This window comes from Staphylococcus sp. 17KM0847 (assembly GCF_013463155.1).
Lineage (GTDB): Bacteria > Bacillota > Bacilli > Staphylococcales > Staphylococcaceae > Staphylococcus.
In genome coordinates this window covers 1,483,748-1,500,956 of the sequence record NZ_CP040781.1, presented here as the reverse complement: position 1 = coordinate 1,500,956, position 17,209 = coordinate 1,483,748, and the positions used below count along the sequence as shown (strand labels likewise).

At 36.3% G+C, this 17,209-nt stretch carries 19 protein-coding genes, 1 pseudogene and 1 riboswitch; of the genes and pseudogenes, 16 read left to right on the top strand and 4 right to left on the bottom strand.

What is annotated here, in order from left to right:
- Nucleotides 1-15 precede the first annotated feature (15 nt).
- From atpD to fabZ, 5 genes are all read left to right on the top strand, one after another.
- Nucleotides 16-1,428 carry a F0F1 ATP synthase subunit beta gene (gene atpD, locus FGL66_RS07350; RefSeq protein ID WP_180809191.1) on the top strand — a complete coding sequence of 471 codons (1,413 nt, stop codon included), beginning with the start codon at nt 16-18 and terminating at the stop codon, nt 1,426-1,428.
- A gap of 21 nt (nt 1,429-1,449) precedes the next feature.
- The gene (locus FGL66_RS07345; RefSeq protein ID WP_180809190.1) at nt 1,450-1,854 is read left to right on the top strand and encodes a F0F1 ATP synthase subunit epsilon; all 405 of its coding nucleotides are present in this window, start codon (nt 1,450-1,452) and stop codon (nt 1,852-1,854) included.
- A gap of 171 nt (nt 1,855-2,025) precedes the next feature.
- A complete protein-coding gene (locus tag FGL66_RS07340) occupies nt 2,026-2,256 on the top strand; it encodes a DUF1146 family protein (RefSeq protein ID WP_180809189.1) in 231 nt (76 codons plus the stop codon).
- A gap of 142 nt (nt 2,257-2,398) precedes the next feature.
- On the top strand, nt 2,399-3,664 hold the full coding sequence (gene murA, locus FGL66_RS07335; protein ID WP_180809188.1) for a UDP-N-acetylglucosamine 1-carboxyvinyltransferase: 1,266 nt from the start codon (nt 2,399-2,401) through the stop codon (nt 3,662-3,664).
- 196 nt (nt 3,665-3,860) lie between these two features.
- Nucleotides 3,861-4,301, top strand: coding sequence for a 3-hydroxyacyl-ACP dehydratase FabZ (fabZ, locus tag FGL66_RS07325; RefSeq protein ID WP_180809187.1), 441 nt, complete (start codon nt 3,861-3,863; stop codon nt 4,299-4,301).
- Nucleotides 4,302-4,484: 183 nt separating this feature from the next.
- On the opposite strand, the gene FGL66_RS07320 is transcribed toward fabZ, so the two are convergent.
- Nucleotides 4,485-4,919 carry a YwpF-like family protein gene (locus FGL66_RS07320; protein WP_180809186.1) on the bottom strand — a complete coding sequence of 145 codons (435 nt, stop codon included), beginning with the start codon at nt 4,917-4,919 and terminating at the stop codon, nt 4,485-4,487.
- Nucleotides 4,920-5,116: 197 nt separating this feature from the next.
- Between FGL66_RS07320 and FGL66_RS09970 the strand changes: the two genes are divergently transcribed.
- The 5 genes and pseudogenes from FGL66_RS09970 to yidC all read left to right on the top strand — a co-directional run bounded on the left by FGL66_RS09970 (nt 5,117) and on the right by yidC (nt 9,088).
- The gene (locus tag FGL66_RS09970) at nt 5,117-5,458 is read left to right on the top strand and encodes a single-stranded DNA-binding protein (RefSeq protein ID WP_180810496.1); all 342 of its coding nucleotides are present in this window, start codon (nt 5,117-5,119) and stop codon (nt 5,456-5,458) included.
- Nucleotides 5,459-5,709: 251 nt separating this feature from the next.
- Nucleotides 5,710-5,809, top strand: a riboswitch (TPP riboswitch).
- An 83-nt stretch (nt 5,810-5,892) separates the two neighbouring features.
- Nucleotides 5,893-6,699 carry a bifunctional hydroxymethylpyrimidine kinase/phosphomethylpyrimidine kinase gene (gene thiD, locus FGL66_RS07310; RefSeq protein WP_180809185.1) on the top strand — a complete coding sequence of 269 codons (807 nt, stop codon included), beginning with the start codon at nt 5,893-5,895 and terminating at the stop codon, nt 6,697-6,699.
- A 1-nt stretch (nt 6,700) separates the two neighbouring features.
- A pseudogene (gene thiM, locus FGL66_RS07305) lies at nt 6,701-7,503 on the top strand (hydroxyethylthiazole kinase).
- Entirely contained in the window at nt 7,493-8,131 is a 639-nt protein-coding gene (gene thiE / locus FGL66_RS07300) for a thiamine phosphate synthase (protein ID WP_180810495.1), read from the top strand. The pseudogene thiM and the gene thiE overlap by 11 nt, the downstream one beginning before the upstream one ends.
- A gap of 87 nt (nt 8,132-8,218) precedes the next feature.
- The gene (gene yidC, locus FGL66_RS07295; protein WP_180809184.1) at nt 8,219-9,088 is read left to right on the top strand and encodes a membrane protein insertase YidC; all 870 of its coding nucleotides are present in this window, start codon (nt 8,219-8,221) and stop codon (nt 9,086-9,088) included.
- Nucleotides 9,089-9,158: 70 nt separating this feature from the next.
- Here yidC and FGL66_RS07290 read toward each other — a convergent pair whose 3' ends face one another.
- Both FGL66_RS07290 and cls read right to left on the bottom strand, forming a co-directional pair.
- Nucleotides 9,159-9,800 carry an HD domain-containing protein gene (locus FGL66_RS07290; protein ID WP_180809183.1) on the bottom strand — a complete coding sequence of 214 codons (642 nt, stop codon included), beginning with the start codon at nt 9,798-9,800 and terminating at the stop codon, nt 9,159-9,161.
- Between the two features lie 20 nt (nt 9,801-9,820).
- Entirely contained in the window at nt 9,821-11,311 is a 1,491-nt protein-coding gene (gene cls / locus FGL66_RS07285) for a cardiolipin synthase (protein WP_180809182.1), read from the bottom strand.
- A gap of 144 nt (nt 11,312-11,455) precedes the next feature.
- On the opposite strand from cls, the gene csoR reads away from it, so the two are divergent.
- The 5 genes from csoR (at nt 11,456) to FGL66_RS09800 (ending at nt 14,699) form a co-directional block, all read left to right on the top strand.
- The gene (csoR, locus tag FGL66_RS07280) at nt 11,456-11,743 is read left to right on the top strand and encodes a copper-sensing transcriptional repressor CsoR (RefSeq protein WP_180809181.1); all 288 of its coding nucleotides are present in this window, start codon (nt 11,456-11,458) and stop codon (nt 11,741-11,743) included.
- Nucleotides 11,744-11,757: 14 nt separating this feature from the next.
- Nucleotides 11,758-11,979 carry a putative copper chaperone CsoZ gene (csoZ, locus tag FGL66_RS07275; protein ID WP_180809180.1) on the top strand — a complete coding sequence of 74 codons (222 nt, stop codon included), beginning with the start codon at nt 11,758-11,760 and terminating at the stop codon, nt 11,977-11,979.
- Nucleotide 11,980: 1 nt separating this feature from the next.
- Complete coding sequence (locus tag FGL66_RS07270; RefSeq protein WP_180809179.1) at nt 11,981-12,184, top strand: cation transporter; 204 nt, start codon at nt 11,981-11,983, stop codon at nt 12,182-12,184.
- Between the two features lie 108 nt (nt 12,185-12,292).
- The gene (locus FGL66_RS07265) at nt 12,293-14,473 is read left to right on the top strand and encodes a heavy metal translocating P-type ATPase (RefSeq protein ID WP_258007265.1); all 2,181 of its coding nucleotides are present in this window, start codon (nt 12,293-12,295) and stop codon (nt 14,471-14,473) included.
- 85 nt (nt 14,474-14,558) lie between these two features.
- The gene (locus tag FGL66_RS09800; protein ID WP_258007264.1) at nt 14,559-14,699 is read left to right on the top strand and encodes an Lmo0850 family protein; all 141 of its coding nucleotides are present in this window, start codon (nt 14,559-14,561) and stop codon (nt 14,697-14,699) included.
- A 73-nt stretch (nt 14,700-14,772) separates the two neighbouring features.
- Here the strand turns inward: FGL66_RS09800 and FGL66_RS07260 are convergent, their stop codons facing one another.
- On the bottom strand, nt 14,773-15,978 hold the full coding sequence (locus tag FGL66_RS07260; protein WP_180809177.1) for an FtsW/RodA/SpoVE family cell cycle protein: 1,206 nt from the start codon (nt 15,976-15,978) through the stop codon (nt 14,773-14,775).
- Nucleotides 15,979-16,133: 155 nt separating this feature from the next.
- Between FGL66_RS07260 and FGL66_RS07255 the strand changes: the two genes are divergently transcribed.
- Nucleotides 16,134-17,207 (top strand): D-alanine--D-alanine ligase, encoded by a 1,074-nt coding sequence (locus FGL66_RS07255; protein ID WP_180809176.1) that lies wholly within the window; start codon nt 16,134-16,136, stop codon nt 17,205-17,207.
- Nucleotides 17,208-17,209: the final 2 nt, after the last annotated feature.

Below are 17,209 nucleotides of genomic sequence, written 5' to 3'. Positions count from 1 at the left end.
TAAGGAGGAACAAACATGGGATTAGGCCGTGTAACTCAGGTCATGGGGCCAGTAATCGATGTGCGTTTTGAGCATGATGCAATGCCCAATATTAATAACGCACTCATTATTGAAGTACCTAGAGATGGTGAAACTGAGAGCTTAACTTTAGAAGTGGCGCTTCATTTAGGTGATGATGTTGTGCGTACAATTGCGATGGACTCTACGGATGGTGTTCAACGTGGTGCCGAAGTAAAAGACACAGGTGCACCAATTAGTGTACCAGTAGGTGATGCGACATTGGGTCGCGTATTTAACGTATTAGGAGATCATATCGACTTAGATGGTGAGATAGATGCATCTGTACGTCGTGATCCAATTCATCGTCAAGCACCAACATTTGATGAGTTGTCCACAGAAGTAGAAATTTTAGAAACAGGAATTAAAGTCGTTGATTTATTAGCACCTTATATTAAAGGTGGTAAAATCGGTTTGTTTGGTGGTGCCGGTGTAGGAAAAACGGTATTAATCCAAGAATTGATTAATAACATTGCACAAGAACACGGTGGTATTTCAGTATTTGCCGGTGTAGGTGAACGTACGCGTGAAGGTAATGACCTTTACTATGAAATGAAAGACAGTGGTGTTATTGCAAAAACAGCAATGGTATTCGGTCAAATGAACGAGCCACCGGGTGCACGTATGCGTGTAGCATTATCTGGTTTAACAATGGCTGAATATTTCCGAGATGAGCAAGGGCAAGACGTTTTATTATTCATTGATAACATCTTCCGTTTCACACAAGCGGGTTCAGAGGTGTCTGCGTTATTAGGTCGTATGCCTTCCGCTGTAGGTTATCAGCCAACACTTGCAACAGAAATGGGTCAATTGCAAGAGCGTATTACATCAACGAATAAAGGATCTGTTACATCAATTCAAGCTGTATTCGTGCCGGCAGATGACTACACTGACCCAGCGCCAGCGACAGCTTTCGCGCACTTAGACGCTACTACAAACTTAGAGCGTAAATTAAGTGAGATGGGTATCTATCCTGCTGTGGATCCGTTGGCATCTACTTCACGTGCATTGGAGCCAACGATTGTGGGGCAAGAGCATTATGAAGTTGCACGTCAAGTACAGTCAACACTTCAAAAATATCGTGAATTACAAGATATTATTGCAATTCTTGGTATGGATGAGTTATCTGATGAAGATAAGAAAACGGTTGAACGTGCACGTCGTATTCAATTCTTCTTATCACAAAATTTCCACGTAGCAGAACAGTTTACAGGTCAACCGGGTTCTTATGTACCTGTTAAAGATACAGTTCAAGACTTTAAAGCTATTTTAGAAGGTAAATATGATCACATCCCTGAAGATGCATTCCGTTTAGTAGGTGGCATTGATGATGTTATCGCTAAAGCAAAAGACATGGGTGTTGAAGTATAATACAATTAGGAGGCTTGGATAATGAATACATTAACCTTAGATATCGTCACTCCTAATGGTTCTGTTTATAACGAAGACAATGTTGAAATTGTTGTCTTACAAACAACAGCAGGCGAAATGGGTGTGATGCATGGTCACATTCCAACGGTTGCGCCATTAAAAATTGGTCATGTAAAGGTGACACGTGATGGCAAATCTGATTATATTGCTGTAACTGAAGGATTTGCTGAGATTCGACGTGAAAAAATCAATATTTTAGTTCAATCAGCTGAATCAGCTGAGGATATTGATTTAGAACGTGCGAAATCAGCAAAACAGCGCGCAACATTTTATCTTGAAGGAGATAGAGATGATACGGATATGAAACGTGCTGAACGTGCATTGAAACGTGCAGAAAATCGTATCGAAGTTGCTAAATATAGATAATTATAAAAGGCTTAGTGATGTCATGTCGCTAAGCCTTTTTATAAGGTATTAATAGATGAATCACATATTATTTTAGTTTAATGTATAGAGATATAAGCACTAAAATTATGAATTGACTCAAAAATCATGTAAAATTAAGTGAGATATGTATGTAAGGAGCAATATTATGAGATGGAATATTTAGGACAATTTGCAGTTGCACATATCATTATGCATGTACTCTGTATTTGTGTATCGTTTTGGGCTTTGAATGCAATAAGACTTGATTATTTTTTTAAAAAAGGTCACCCTGTTCAAGTACAAGTTGTAATTATTTTTTTGGCAATTGTTATTGGAGCAGGTGTTAGTAATTTTGTAATAGATTTACTACAATTTTCAACACAAATTAAATATTTATTTTAGGATTATAATAGAGGATTGTACGTGCTTTTATGAGTAATCGCACACCTTATTTATAATAAAAATGAGTGATGAGTTAATAAAGCAACAGAAATGGATGTCTTAAATCAAGAAAAGTGAAAGAGATAGTGGAGGATTTTTGAAGATGGACAAAATTATAGTACGTGGTGGTCAAGTATTAAAGGGGGAAGTCACTGTTGAAGGCGCTAAAAATGCAGTTCTTCCAATTATTACAGCTTCTTTATTAGCAAGTGAAGGTAAAAGTGAACTCAGTAACGTCCCCCCATTAAGTGATGTGGAAACGATTAATAATGTATTACGCGTATTAAATGCAGATGTTACATATGACGAAGGGACACAGACTGTAACAGTTGACGCAACACAACGTTTAAGCGAAGAAGCACCATATGAATATGTAAGCAAAATGCGTGCAAGTATTTTGGTGATGGGGCCATTACTTGCACGATTAGGCGTGGCAAAAGTAGCGCTACCGGGTGGTTGTGCTATTGGTTCTCGACCGATTGAACAACATCTCAAAGGATTTGAAGCGTTAGGTGCAGAAATTCATCAAGAAGCAGGATTTATTCATGCAACAGCACCGAATGGGCTTGTAGGATGTGATATTCATTTAGATTTTCCAAGTGTTGGTGCAACGCAAAATATTATGATGGCTGCAGCACTCGCTAAAGGACGAACAGTTCTTGAAAACGTAGCAAGAGAACCTGAAATTGTAGATCTAGCTAACTATATTAATGAAATGGGTGGCGATGTACAAGGAGCAGGAACCGATACAATTGTTATTGATGGTGTCCCCGCATTAAAAGGTGTACAACATGCTATAATTCCTGATCGCATTGTCGCAGGAACATTAATGATTGCTGCAGCGATAACACGAGGAGATGTGCGTGTTAAAGGTGCGATTAAAGAACATATGACAAGCCTTGTTTATAAACTAGAAGAAATGGGTGTCGAACTTGAATATGAAGAAGATAGTATTCGAGTGACAGCACCAGAACAGTTACAGCCTGTCGATGTAAAGACATTACCACATCCCGGTTTTCCAACAGATATGCAATCTCAGATGATGGCATTGTTGTTGACAGCAGAAGGTCATAAAATTGTGACTGAGACGGTTTTTGAAAATCGTTTTATGCATGTTGCTGAGTTTAAGCGAATGAATGCCAATATTTCAGTAGAGGGTCGTAGTGCAAAAATTGAAGGTAAAAGTGAATTGCAAGGTGCACAAGTGAAGGCGACAGATTTACGTGCAGCTGCAGCACTCATACTAGCTGGATTAGTGGCAGAAGGCGAAACGATAGTTACAGAGTTAAAACATTTAGATCGTGGCTATGTCGACTTTCACGGCAAATTGAAAGCATTGGGCGCAAATATTGAACGCCGTAATGATTAAGATGAAGCGGTTTATAAGTCGTGATATGATTAAAGCATCAACAAGTTTGAAATTATGTGTTTTTATAATATTGAGTATAATTATTTTTGGTGTAGGTTTAATGATTGGTTTGATGATGAATCATGACAATATATTAAAAATACTCCAACCAGATTTTTGGCAATATGTAGCAGAAACTATTGGAGGTTAGAATAACGTGGAAACTATTTTTAACTATAACGAAATTAAAGAGATTATCCCCCATCGACAACCTTTTTTACTTATTGATAAGGTTGTGGAATATGAGCCAGGACAGCGTTGTGTAGGTATCAAGCAAGTCTCAGGTAACGAACCATTCTTTCAAGGACATTTTCCTGATTATGCGGTGATGCCAGGTGTTTTGATTACAGAAGCATTGGCACAGACTGGAGCAGTAGCTATGTTAAATAGCGAAGAAAATAAAGGGAAGTTAGCGCTTTTTGCAGGTATTGATAAATGTCGATTTAAAAAACAAGTTGTTCCCGGAGATACATTACGTTTAGAAGTTGAAATCACTAAAATTAAAGGACCCATTGGCAAAGGGACAGCTAAAGCAACGGTTAACGGGCAAATTGCTTGTAGTTGTGAACTAACATTCGCTTTACAATCACCACAGTAAATAATGAGAAGAGGGGTTAGAACATAGGCGAACTGTTCTAAATCAGTGAGTCAAAATCTATAAATGGTAGCGGATTTCTGAGGTGAAAATACATTTTGACTAATAACCCTTTTGGGGCGAGGCTACGAAAGCGCTTAGCAAAAATGAGCTTTCTGTCTCGCTCCCTTTTTAGGTATAGTCTTTTTATTGACGTTCATCTTTTAAACGAGGTTTAGATTGCATCATACGATTAAAAGTTTTAGTGAGTTCTTCCCCTTGTAAACCTTCTTCGACGAGTTGTTCTAACAAGCTCTCTGCATACACTTGACGTAACGTATAAATATGACATTCAAAGATGACAGAGATTTTATCTTGTAGTGGTGTAATATGTTTAATCGTAGCATCGAATAAGGCAGGGTCATTAGATGGGCGGGTAATCACGACACGAATGTTGAGCATTGTACGATGCTTTTTATAATATTCCATCTGTTCTCTATGAATATCAGATATAACAATTTCTAATAGCCAACCTGTCCCACGATTTTCTTTATTAATAATAACGCCATCTACGAGTTCATACTCTGTCACACTACTATTATTGGATACAATTTGAAAACGAACTGCCTTAAATGTTTTCATGTAACCACCATCCCTAAAGTTTAAATTTTTACGTTTTTTAAGATTATACTTTAATTATAACTTAAATAGAAAGGGATTTCTTAGCCTAAGCATAAAAAGTTGAAATGTATATGTAAGGATATGTGAACAAAATAAACTTTGCTACATTGCGTTTCAAAGGGATAAACAATTATGATAATGGCAGGAGGTGAGAAAATATTAATCAGTTCAAAGCACGTGGTACAGTCTCCCAAGAACCTAAGTATTATGAGAAGCCCGGTAGCCACTTTATTGCTTTTTCTCTTGCTGTTGAGCGAAGTTTTAGGAGTAAGGATGATCGCCCAATCTATGACTATTTGAATTGTAAAGCATTTGGTCCTGTTGCGATACAAGTTGATCAGTACGTCAAAAAAGGCGATACGATATGCATCGAAGGATACGTTACGACACGCCGTTTTCAGTATAATGATCAAAAAAGATTTATAACTGAAATTGTTGTTGAGTCTGTTAACAAAGACGAAAGTAGTATAATAATTCCCCCAGAGCCTATTATTGTTTAGTTTTGTATAAGCCTTGACTCCCCCTCATAGCTTATATCATGTTGATTATTACTAAAATTTTAACCACTCTCTTAAATTCAATCTCTAAAACCTATCTTTTAATCACTTCTTAATAATAAGACTATTTCTGTACACAAAAGTGGACGAGTTGCACAATGCGTAAGGCGTGGACTCGTCCTTATACATATTTATACAGCGCGTGTTTATTTGAATTTTAATACTTAATTTGCTAAATTAAAGAAAATAATAGATATGACTACTAGGGGCGCCAGATGGCTGAGATGAATAACATTCAAACCCTTGGAACCTGATTTGGATGATACCAACGGAGGGAAGTAGACAACGTATAGGGTGTAGATAAACGACTGTTTATATAGAGACGCCTCCAAGTAGTCTTAATTATTGTTGAATTCAACTATTTGGAGGGAAAAAGAATGCAAAAACCTAAAATTGCTCTAACTATTGCAGGCACAGATCCATCAGGTGGTGCAGGTGTAATGGCAGACTTAAAATCATTTCATGCTTGTGGTGTCTATGGTATGGCAGCTGTGACGAGTATCGTTGCACAAAATTCGTTAGGTGTACAACATATTCACAACCTTAACCCTGATTGGCTAGAAGAACAGTTAGAAAGTGTTTTTAACGATGAATCACCCCATGCTTTAAAAACGGGTATGATTCCAACACCAGATATGATGATATTAATTGAAAACTATTTAAAAAAAGTAGATATCCCTTATGTTATAGATCCTGTTATGGTTGCTAAAAGTGGGGATACTTTGATGGAAAACGAAGTGCGACAAAGATTAAAAGAAACTTTACTTCCTTACGCTGACGTTGCAACTCCTAATGTACCTGAAGTAGAAGAAATAGTAGGCATTAAGCTTGATAGCGTAGCCCAAATAGATAAAGCTGGAAAATTTTTTATTAATGATATTGGTGCAAAAGGTGTTGTCATTAAAGGCGGTCATTTAGAAGGTGACGCAACTGATTATTTATTTACACGTAAAGGACGGTATGTATTTCAAAGTGAGCGTTACTCTACTGAACATACTCATGGCACAGGTTGTACCTTTTCAGCAGTAATTACAGCAGAACTAGCTAAAGGACGCTCAGTTTATGATGCGGTTGCTAAAGCTAAATCTTTTATTTCTTTAGCAATTAAACATACACCAGAAATTGGTCAAGGGCGTGGCCCAGTGAATCATTTTGCATATCAAACTTTAAAAGGATGGGATTAAGATGGATTATGTATCAAAAGTACGTGAAGTACAACCACTTGTCGTTTGTTATACAAATGATGTTGTTAAAAATTTTACAGCTAATGGTTTATTAAGCCTAGGGGTTAGTCCAGCAATGAGTGAAGCCCCTGAAGAAGCCAGAGATTTTTTTAGAGTTGCGCAAAGTTTGCTTATTAATATTGGTACGATTACAAAGCAACGTGCAGAAGATATGATAGAAATAGCACGCATAGCTAATGATTTAGGTGTACCTATTGTATTAGATCCTGTTGCGGTAGGTGCTTCTCAATTTCGCAAAGCATTTTGTCGTCGCTTCTTACAAGAAGTTCCAGTTACTGTTATTAAGGGAAATGCATCAGAAATTTTAGCACTGATAGATGATACAGCTACGATGAAAGGAACAGATAACACTGTTACTGGTGTTGCATATCATATTGCGGAACGAGCCCATCGCAAGTTTGGTGCAGCTATCGTAATGACAGGCGAGACAGATGTGGTTGTACAAGAGGGGCAAACGGTACTGTTAGAGAACGGCAGTACATTACTGACAAAAATTACAGGAGCAGGTTGTTTATTGGGGGGAATCATTGCTAGCTTCTTATTGAAAGAAAAAAGCCTTCATTGGATAAATTGATTCAAGCGGTATCTTATTACAACATTTCTGCTGAACAGGCTGAGTTAAGAGAAGGTGCAGATTTACCCGGAACTTTTATGATAGCCTTACTTGATACTTTAAATCAGATGACAGCGGTAAGCTATCAGCAAGAGATAAAAAAGAGAGAAGTGAGTCATGATGGGATTTGATCGCAAACAATTGCGTGTTTATTTTATAGCAGGTACGCAAGATGTCAAAAAAGGGACATTGGATGAGATTTTAGAGGAAGCTTTAAAAGCAGGAATTACAATGTTTCAATTCCGTGAAAAGGGAACTTCAGCATTAACAGGTGCAGCTAAGAAGGAAAAGGCGATTACATTGCAGAAGTTATGTCAAAAATACAACGTGCCGTTTATTGTAAATGATGATGTTGACTTAGCGTTAGATATTAATGCAGACGGTATTCACGTTGGACAAGATGATAAAGCAATATCCCAATTTTATGAACGTGCAAAAGACAAAATTATTGGACTGAGTGTAAGTGATTTTAAAGAATATGATCAATCTGATTTAACACATGTTGATTATATTGGTGTAGGTCCAGTATATAAAACACAATCGAAAAGTGATGCCAAACAAGCAGGAGGTATTGAAATGATACGTCGAATGCGACGCTATGATGAAGTGATTCCAATAGTAGCGATTGGTGGTATTACTGAAGAAAATGTAGCTTCACTTATCAATAATGGAGCAGATGGTATTGCTACGATTTCTTCAATTACACAAAGTGAAAATATTGAAAACTCTGTGTCACGATATTTACAGTCTTTTAAATAAATATACTTTTTATTAGGAAATGTTTCCACCTTACTATGTTATATGATAAAATGACACTTATGTGAATAATACTATTGAGGTGGAAAAATGAAGAACAAAGCGCTATTAACGATGCTTTTAGGTATCACTGTGTTATTAGCTGGGTGTGATTATAGCAAACCTGAAAACAGAGACGGTTTCTTTTTCAATACGTTTGTTGCACCAATGGATAAGTTAATTCATTGGTTGGGTCATCAACTAGATAATAACTATGGTCTAGCTATTATTATTATCGTATTAGTTGTGCGTATCGTATTGTTACCTTTTATGTTATCTAACTATAAAAACATGCATATGATGCGTGAAAAGATGAAAATTGCAAAACCAGATATTACGGCAGTTCAAGAAAAAGTGAAGAGAGCACGTACACAAGAAGATAAAATGGCTGCCAACCAAGAAATGATGCAAGTTTATAAAAAGTATGGTATGAACCCAATGGCAAGTATGATGGGATGTTTACCATTAATTCTTCAAATGCCAATTATTATGGGACTATACTTTGTCTTGAGATATCCATCAGGTGGTGGTATTACAAAGTATTCTGACTTCTTATGGTTCCAATTAGATAAGCCAGATATTTGGATTACTATTATTGCCGGTGTGCTTTATTTCTTCCAAGCATATGTGTCATTAACAAATATGCCACAAGAACAGCGTCAAATGGGATATATGATGATGATCATCTCACCAATCATGATTATTTGGATCTCATTTACATCTGCTGCGGCATTAGGTTTATATTGGTCCGTATCAGCAGCTTTCCTTGTTGTTCAAACGTACATTGCAAATGTTGTGTACAGTAAGAAAGCACAAGAAGAGGTAGGACCACTTATAAAAAAAATTGAAGAAAAAAAGAAACAAAATAGCAAATCAGGTAAAAACACACAAGTTGTTTCTAAAAAGAAGAAAAAGAAATAGTAAGTTCATAAAAAGACGCCGTTTAATCGGCGTCTTTTTTATGAAAGTATATGAGAGATAATTTAGAATCTTATATATCAGTACTATTCCACTCATCAAAAAATTGCTGGAGAAATGTCTTCATAAATTGATGGCGCTGTGTTGCAATACGTTGAGCCTCTGGTGTATTCATCAAGTTTTTTAAAGTCAATAATTTTTCATAAAAGTGTTTAATTGCAGAAGGAGATAAATGCGTAACTTCTTTTTGGAGCTCATCAGGTGCCACATCATCTGTCCACATAGGTTCGTTAAAATGACCTGAATATTGAAATGTACGTGCGATGCCGATTGCACCGATTGCATCTAAACGGTCTGCGTCTTGGACGATTTGCGCTTCGAGTGTTTGTAGTTTTCCAACTTGTTTTGATTTTCGAAAGCTTATGTTGTCAATAATATAAAGAATGGCGTGTTGCTCTTTATTTGAGACAGGGCATGCGTCCATAAAAGATTGAAGTGACGTATAAGCTGTTTTAGAATCAACGAGCTTATCATCTACAGTATCATGCAAAAGGGCAGCCATTTCAATAACATATGCATTAGCATCAGGATAAGATTGCGCAAGATTTTTGGCGAGGTGATGCACGCGCTTAACATGAGCGATATCATGTCCAGTAGTATCTTCAGCATGTGATAATTTCATATAATCATAAGCTGCTTTAATATGTGGGTGCATTTTAACACTCCTTAATGTATTTATAATATTGGGGTGAGTAGCTGGCTTATTGATTCTTTAAATTTAATCCATAAGCCACGTTGGTCATAGCGTTCTTGTGTTAATTCAGAGCATACTTTTAAGTCTTGCTCAAAGCTATCTTTAACTTGCTGTGCCAATGTTTCATTATATACAAAAGCGTTGACTTCAAAGTTGAGTGTGAAGCTACGATTATCCATATTTGTTGTACCAACACTTGTGATTTCATCATCTATGGTCAACGTTTTAGCGTGTAAGAAGCCATTATCATAAAGATAAACACGTGCACCTGCTTCGATAAGACTTGCAACATTTTTATAAGTTGCCCAGTAAACGAAAGGATGATCGGGTTTATTTGGAATCATAATATTGACTTCCACACCACCGAGTGCTGCAATTTTTAAGGCATCCATAAAGGCTTCGTCAGGGATAAAGTAAGGCGTTTGGATATAAATTGTTTTTTGTGCCATTGAAATCATTTTAAGATAACCATATTTAATCTGTTCCCACGATTCATCGGGGCCACTTGAAGCAATTTGAACACCGATATTATGCGGTGTTTCGATTTGGTTATTTGGAAAATATTTGTCATCATAGTGGATATTATTACGGTGTGCATGGGAATTCCAATCTAGGATAAAGCGTAATTGTAAGGCACTCACCGCTTCTCCTCGAATACGTAGATGCGTATCACGCCAATAGCCAAACTTTTTAGATAAACCGAGATATTCTTTACCAACATTGAAACCACCAACATAACCAATTTTACCATCAATAACTACGATTTTACGATGATTACGGTTATTCATACGGAGATTAATGAGTGGAAGCTTAGATGGAAAAAAAGCTTCTACTTGTCCGCCTTTTTCTTTAAATAACTTAAAGTCTTTTAAAGTTAATGTACGAGACCCCATATCATCATAAAGCATTTTGACTTCTAGTCCTTCATCTAACTTTTGTTCTAAAAGTTCGAGTATTTCTTTACCGAGCATGTCATTGCGAAAAATATAATACTGAATATGTATGTAGTGTTGTGCTTGTCGAATATCAGCTTTTAATTGTTTGAATTTAGCGTAACCATCCGTTAATAACTCTATTTCATTATGATTAGTGTAGAATGCGGCATTGTTATAAAGTAACATTTGAATCATATGTTTATAATATTGCATATGCGGGTTTTGAGGTGCAAATGTACCGCTTTTAAGTGCTTCTAGCTGTTCGTTCACGAGTAGTTCTAAGCCGATACGGTCTTTCTCATCTAGCTGAAATAAAGATTTTCGTTGAATTTGACGACCAAATAATAAGTAAAGTATAAACCCTAAAATCGGTAAAAGCCCTAAGACGAGAATCCATGCCCAAATCGAGCTAGCACTCCGTCGCTCCATAAAAATAATGGTAAATACAAAAGTTAGGTTTAAAAGAAATAAGCTGATAAAAATATAATTGGCAATAGCATTGCCTTCAATAAAAAATGAATAAAGTATTTCGCTCACTTCATGTCCTCCTGTTCGTTATCTTTGTGATATTGTAACACTTTTTTATCAATGAGATGAAAAATTTTTATATTTGACACATACCTATATAGGGTATATTATAGTCGGTGAAGAGATGTTGATTAAAGATATGAGGGATGTACGATGATAGAACACGCAAACCATTCACAAGTTATAAAACGCAACTTGCAATCACGTTTGAATCGTATTGAAGGTCAAGTCAGGGCGATTAACCGAATGATTGATGAAGATGTTTATTGCGATGATGTTTTGACGCAAATACGTGCAACACGTTCAGCATTAAATGGTGTAGCTACTAAGTTGTTAGAACATCATATGAAGGGTTGTATTATGCATAAAGTAGAGTCTGGAAATGAGCAAGAAGCAATGGACGAGCTACTGGTTACTTTTCAAAAACTCATGAAAGATTAGGAGAACGATATACAATGAAAGCCGTAGTAGTTATAGACCGATTAAAAAGTGATGTACAAGAGTCAGAGCTTGTGTCACGATTAACGTCGATGATTGGTGTAGAAGCAGTTTCTATTGATCTGCCAAAGCAAACTGTGACGCTTCAGTATGATACACCAGCTAATTTGAATACACTTGAAAAAGAAATTTATGATGCAGGTTTTCCTGTGTTAAATGCCTATAAAGGAGAGGAATAGTATGACTAAACATGTTATTGCAGTAGAAGGGATGAGCTGTAATCATTGTAAAGCAGCAGTTGAAACAGCAGTAAAAGAAAATGAAGATGTGATCACTGTTGAAGCATTTCCATCTGAAGATAAAGTAGAGGTTGAAGTAGCAAATGATGTCGCTTTAACAGATGTTAAGCAGCGTATATATGACGCAGGTTATGATGTGAAGTAATGAATGATGTGGGAGTGGAATGACAATAATCTCTGTGAGACTTAGATTGTATTTCACTCCTTTTATTGCAAATTTAATATACCCTATGTAGGTATTGGAGTGTTGATGATGCGTAAAGAAACATTTAAAATCTCGGGGATGACATGTGCTGCATGTGCTGCACGTATTGAGCGTACTTTGAAGAGAGAAGCAGGTGTAGCGTCTATTCATGTTAATCTCGTTATGGAAAAGGGAACAGTCATATATGACAAAAGTCAAATTAGCTTAGATACTATTTTTGAGCGCATTGCTAAAATTGGCTTTGAAGCATTGCCAATTGAAACAAAAAAAGAAACACAAGCACGTAAAAAAAATGAGTTAAAACATCAAAAGTATAAGTTTATCGTTTCGTTGATTTTATCATTACCATTGTTGTATACGATGTTTGCTCATTTTTCGTTTTTAAGTTTTATATCAGTCCCTGATCTTTTATTGAATCCATGGTTCCAATTTATTTTAGCAACACCTATTCAATTTTTATTAGGATGGCAATTTTATAGGGGGGCATATCAGTCTTTAAGCAATAAAAGTGCTAATATGGATGTGCTTGTAGCGATGGGCACATCTGCTGCATATTTTTATAGCATTTATTTGATGTTTTCACATACACATACAGTAGGACATGTGCCACTTTATTTTGAAACGAGTGCAGTATTGATTACGTTAATTTTGTTAGGTAAGTATTTTGAAAAGCGTGCAAAAGGTCATGCAAGTGATGCTATTGAAAAACTAGCAGCATTACAAGTTCATGATGCAGAGGTTGAGCGAGCAGGACAAATATGTCATATATCAATTGAAGATGTACGTGTAGGTGATATTGTACGTGTACGTAGTGGGGCACAAATTCCTTTAGATGGAGAAGTGATTGAAGGGTGGTCAACTGTTGATGAGTCTATGTTGACTGGTGAAAGTTTACCAGTCGATAAAAAAGTGGGAGATACGGTAATTGGTAGTACGATTAATCAACAAAACTTTATAAAGGTACGTGTCACACATACAGGAGAAGATCTTGTACTCAACCAAATTATTAAAGTTGTTGAAGAAGCCCAGGGAGAAAAACCCCAAATACAACGTTTGGCAGATAAAGTGTCTAATATATTTGTACCGGTAGTTGTAGGGATTGCTGTGATTACTTTTATAGTATGGTACTTTTTTATTACACCGTATCATTTATCACAGGCACTAGAAACATTTATTGCAGTGATTGTTATTGCTTGTCCATGTGCATTGGGTTTAGCAACACCGACATCAATCATGGTAGGTTCAGGACGTGCTGCAGAATCTGGCGTATTATTCAAAACAGCTGAATCACTGGAACAAGCACACCGTGTAGATACAATTGTCTTTGATAAAACAGGAACTTTGACAATGGGTAACCCTGAAGTGATAAAAATGTATGATTTTAATGTGAATATCCAGTCTAAAAGTTATATGAAAAGTTTAGAATTTCAGTCTGAGCATCCTATTTCTAAAGCGATTGTGACTTATTTTGATGCGTTAGAAATATTACCTGTGGATGATTATCAGACACATACGGGTAATGGTATTCTTGGAAAAGTTGAAGGTCATCAGATTGTTGTAGGTTCTATCGCATTTGTTAAACAATATACAATAATCAATGAAGAGGAAATGAAAAAAGTTCAAATGCTTGAAGCTTCAGGTGCGACAGTGATTGCAATGAGCATGGATGGTATGCTCGCCATCATATTAGGTGTTCGAGATGAACCCAAACAAGAAGCGCCATCAGTGTTAGCGCAACTTGCTAAGCAATATGATCTCATTATGCTCAGTGGAGATAGTGAAAAAACAGCCCAAGCAATAGGCAAAACGCTAGGTTTAACACGGGTTGTTGCGGGGGTGAAACCAAATGAAAAGGCATCTGTTATTGCACAATTACAACAAGAAGGACGGTATGTCATGATGGTTGGAGATGGTTTAAATGATGCCCCCGCTTTAATGAAGAGTGATATTGGTATTGCGATGGGTTCAGGTACTGATATCGCACTAGAATCTGCTGATATTGCATTAGTAAATGGCAATCTCCAACATATTATTGAGACATTACAATTAAGCCGTCTTACTATACGCAATATTAAACAAAATCTATTTTTTGCATTCTGTTACAATATGTTGGGCATACCTTTTGCAGCAATGGGATTTTTAGCACCTTGGCTAGCTGGTACAGCTATGGCATTTAGTTCGGTTTCTGTTGTATTGAATGCTTTACGACTTAAACATATTTCTAAATAAACTTCAATTTATTTAAAAATAATATAGTATCAACATTCAAAGTAAGGTAAGATAAAGAGAGTGGATTGATAATCGGGGTGATAATATGGCAAAACCAAATGATAAGTTTTACAGTGTGGTGAAGATGTTATCATCAATTGGGGTTAAAGTTAAAAAGACAAAATCGCGATTGGATATCATGAGATCACTGCCCAATACGACCACTCCTCCTGAAAAACTGAAGTAATATTTTTAATATGAGAATAAGCAATCCCCACTAATGATATTCGATTTCATTAGTGGGGATTTTTTATGGATACTTATTTGGATATACGTGATTGCAATGAATGTGTATTGTATTTTTTAGGTGTATAGTAATGAATACTTAGAATGACACCGAGTCCTGCCATCAAGCTCCATAACGAACTCCCACCGTAGCTAATAAATGGAAGAGGGATACCTGTGATAGGGAGGAGTTGAATAGTCATACCGATATTTTGAACGATATGGAAAAGTAATAAACTTGTATAACCGATAATGAATGACTTATTGAACAAGTCCTCAGATATAACAGCCAGTCGAATCAAATGTAACAAGAGCAATAAAAATATCACTAATACAATGACTGCACCAACGAAACCAAACTCTTCACCAATCACAGAAAAGATAAAGTCAGTATGGTTTTCAGGGATATAAACTTCACCATTGTTCAGACCTTTACCAACTAATTGACCGGAACCGATCGCTTTCATTGATTCTGTTAAATGAAAGCCATCACCGGAACTATACGTGTAAGGGTCAAGCCAAGAGTTAATACGACCTAACTGATAAGTTTTAATACCAGAGATGTTTTCAATTAAGCTTGGTTTGTAAATAATAGATAAAATTAGCCCGCTGCCTAACACAATGATCGTACCGAATAAGGGGGCTAAAATTTTCCAAGACACACCACTTACAATGACGATGCCAGCAATAATTGCCATAAAAACAAGTGTTGTCCCTAAGTCATTTTGTAATAAGATCAAACCCATCGGTACAATTGTAACTGCGAAAATTTTGACTAAAAGCATAAAATCTGTTTCGAGAGATTTATTAAATACAAAACGGTTATGCTGTGCAACAACTTTTGATACTGCGAGTATGAGAACAATTTTCATGAATTCAGAGGGTTGAATACTGATTGGACCAATGCGATACCAGCTTTTTGCACCATTAATAATGGGCGTAAAGCTAGACTCAGGTAAGATAATCAGTCCGAAAAGCAGTAGGACAAAGAATAAGTAAACGCCATTAACATATTTACGTATTTTTTTGGGTGAAAGCAACATAATAATAAAAGCAATGATCGCACCTAAAATGTAATAAAAAATCTGACGTACACCAAAGTCCATGCTATACTGCCCGCCGCCCATTGCAGAATGAATGGTAATCACACTGATGATGCATAGAAGGGTGACTAAGCTGATTAATGTCCAATCCAAGCGTTTAAAAAAAGACTTTTGTGTGTGTTGACGAGAAGAAGCCATGCTAATCTCCTTTATACTAAAAATTTCTCTAATCTGTATTATATACCGATTTTACAAAACTTGTAATTAAATTGCTAATATTGTAGGAAATTAAATGCATAATAAACATTCGACATGGTAATATGGAGTTTAGAAAATCATTTGGAGGCGGAACTATGTCGAAAGAAGCTTTATGTATCATATATGGTGGGAAAAGTGCCGAACATGACGTTTCGATTTTAACAGCGCAAAATGTATTAAATGCAATTGATAAAGCACAATATCATATTGATATTATTTATATTACAAACGATGGTCAATGGAAAAAACAAGAGCATATTACTGAAGAAATCACAAATATCGAAACGTTGAGATTAAAAGATGTTGAAGCGGGACATATTTCAACATTGTTAACAAAGAGTAGCCAAGGTGGCAGTTATGATGCGGTCTTCCCGTTATTACACGGCCCAAATGGTGAAGATGGGACGATTCAAGGATTATTCGAAGTGCTTGATATTCCTTACGTGGGAAATGGTGTGTTAGCTGCAGCAAGTTCTATGGATAAGTTGGTAATGAAACAACTTTTTGCACATAGAGGGTTACCACAGTTACCTTATGTTAGCTTTTTACGCAGTGAATATGAAAAATATCAGCACAATATTTTAAAACTTGTTCAAGATAAGTTAGAGTTTCCTGTATTTGTTAAGCCTGCCAATTTAGGTTCAAGTGTAGGAATCAGTAAATGTGAAGATGAAGCAGCACTCATTCGTGGTATTGAAGAGGCTTTTCAATTTGATCGTAAACTTGTAATTGAACAAGGAGTCACTGCACGTGAAGTTGAGGTGGCTGTACTTGGCAACGACTACCCTGAGACAACATGGCCCGGAGAAGTGATTAAAGATGTTGCGTTTTATGACTATAAATCAAAATATAAAGATGGCAAAGTTAAGTTGAGTATTCCGGCAGAGTTGGATGAAGAAGTACAAATGACATTACGCAATATGGCGATCGAAGCATTTAAGGCAACGGATTGTGCAGGTTTATTACGAGCGGACTTTTTTGTTACGGAAGATCAACAGATTTTTATTAATGAAACGAATGCGATGCCGGGCTTTACAGCGTACAGCATGTATCCGAAATTATGGGAAAATATGGGGGTATCTTATTCAGAGTTGATTACAAAATTAATTGAATTGGCAAAAGAACGTCATGCAGAAAAACAACTGAATAAATACCGCATCGATGACTGAGG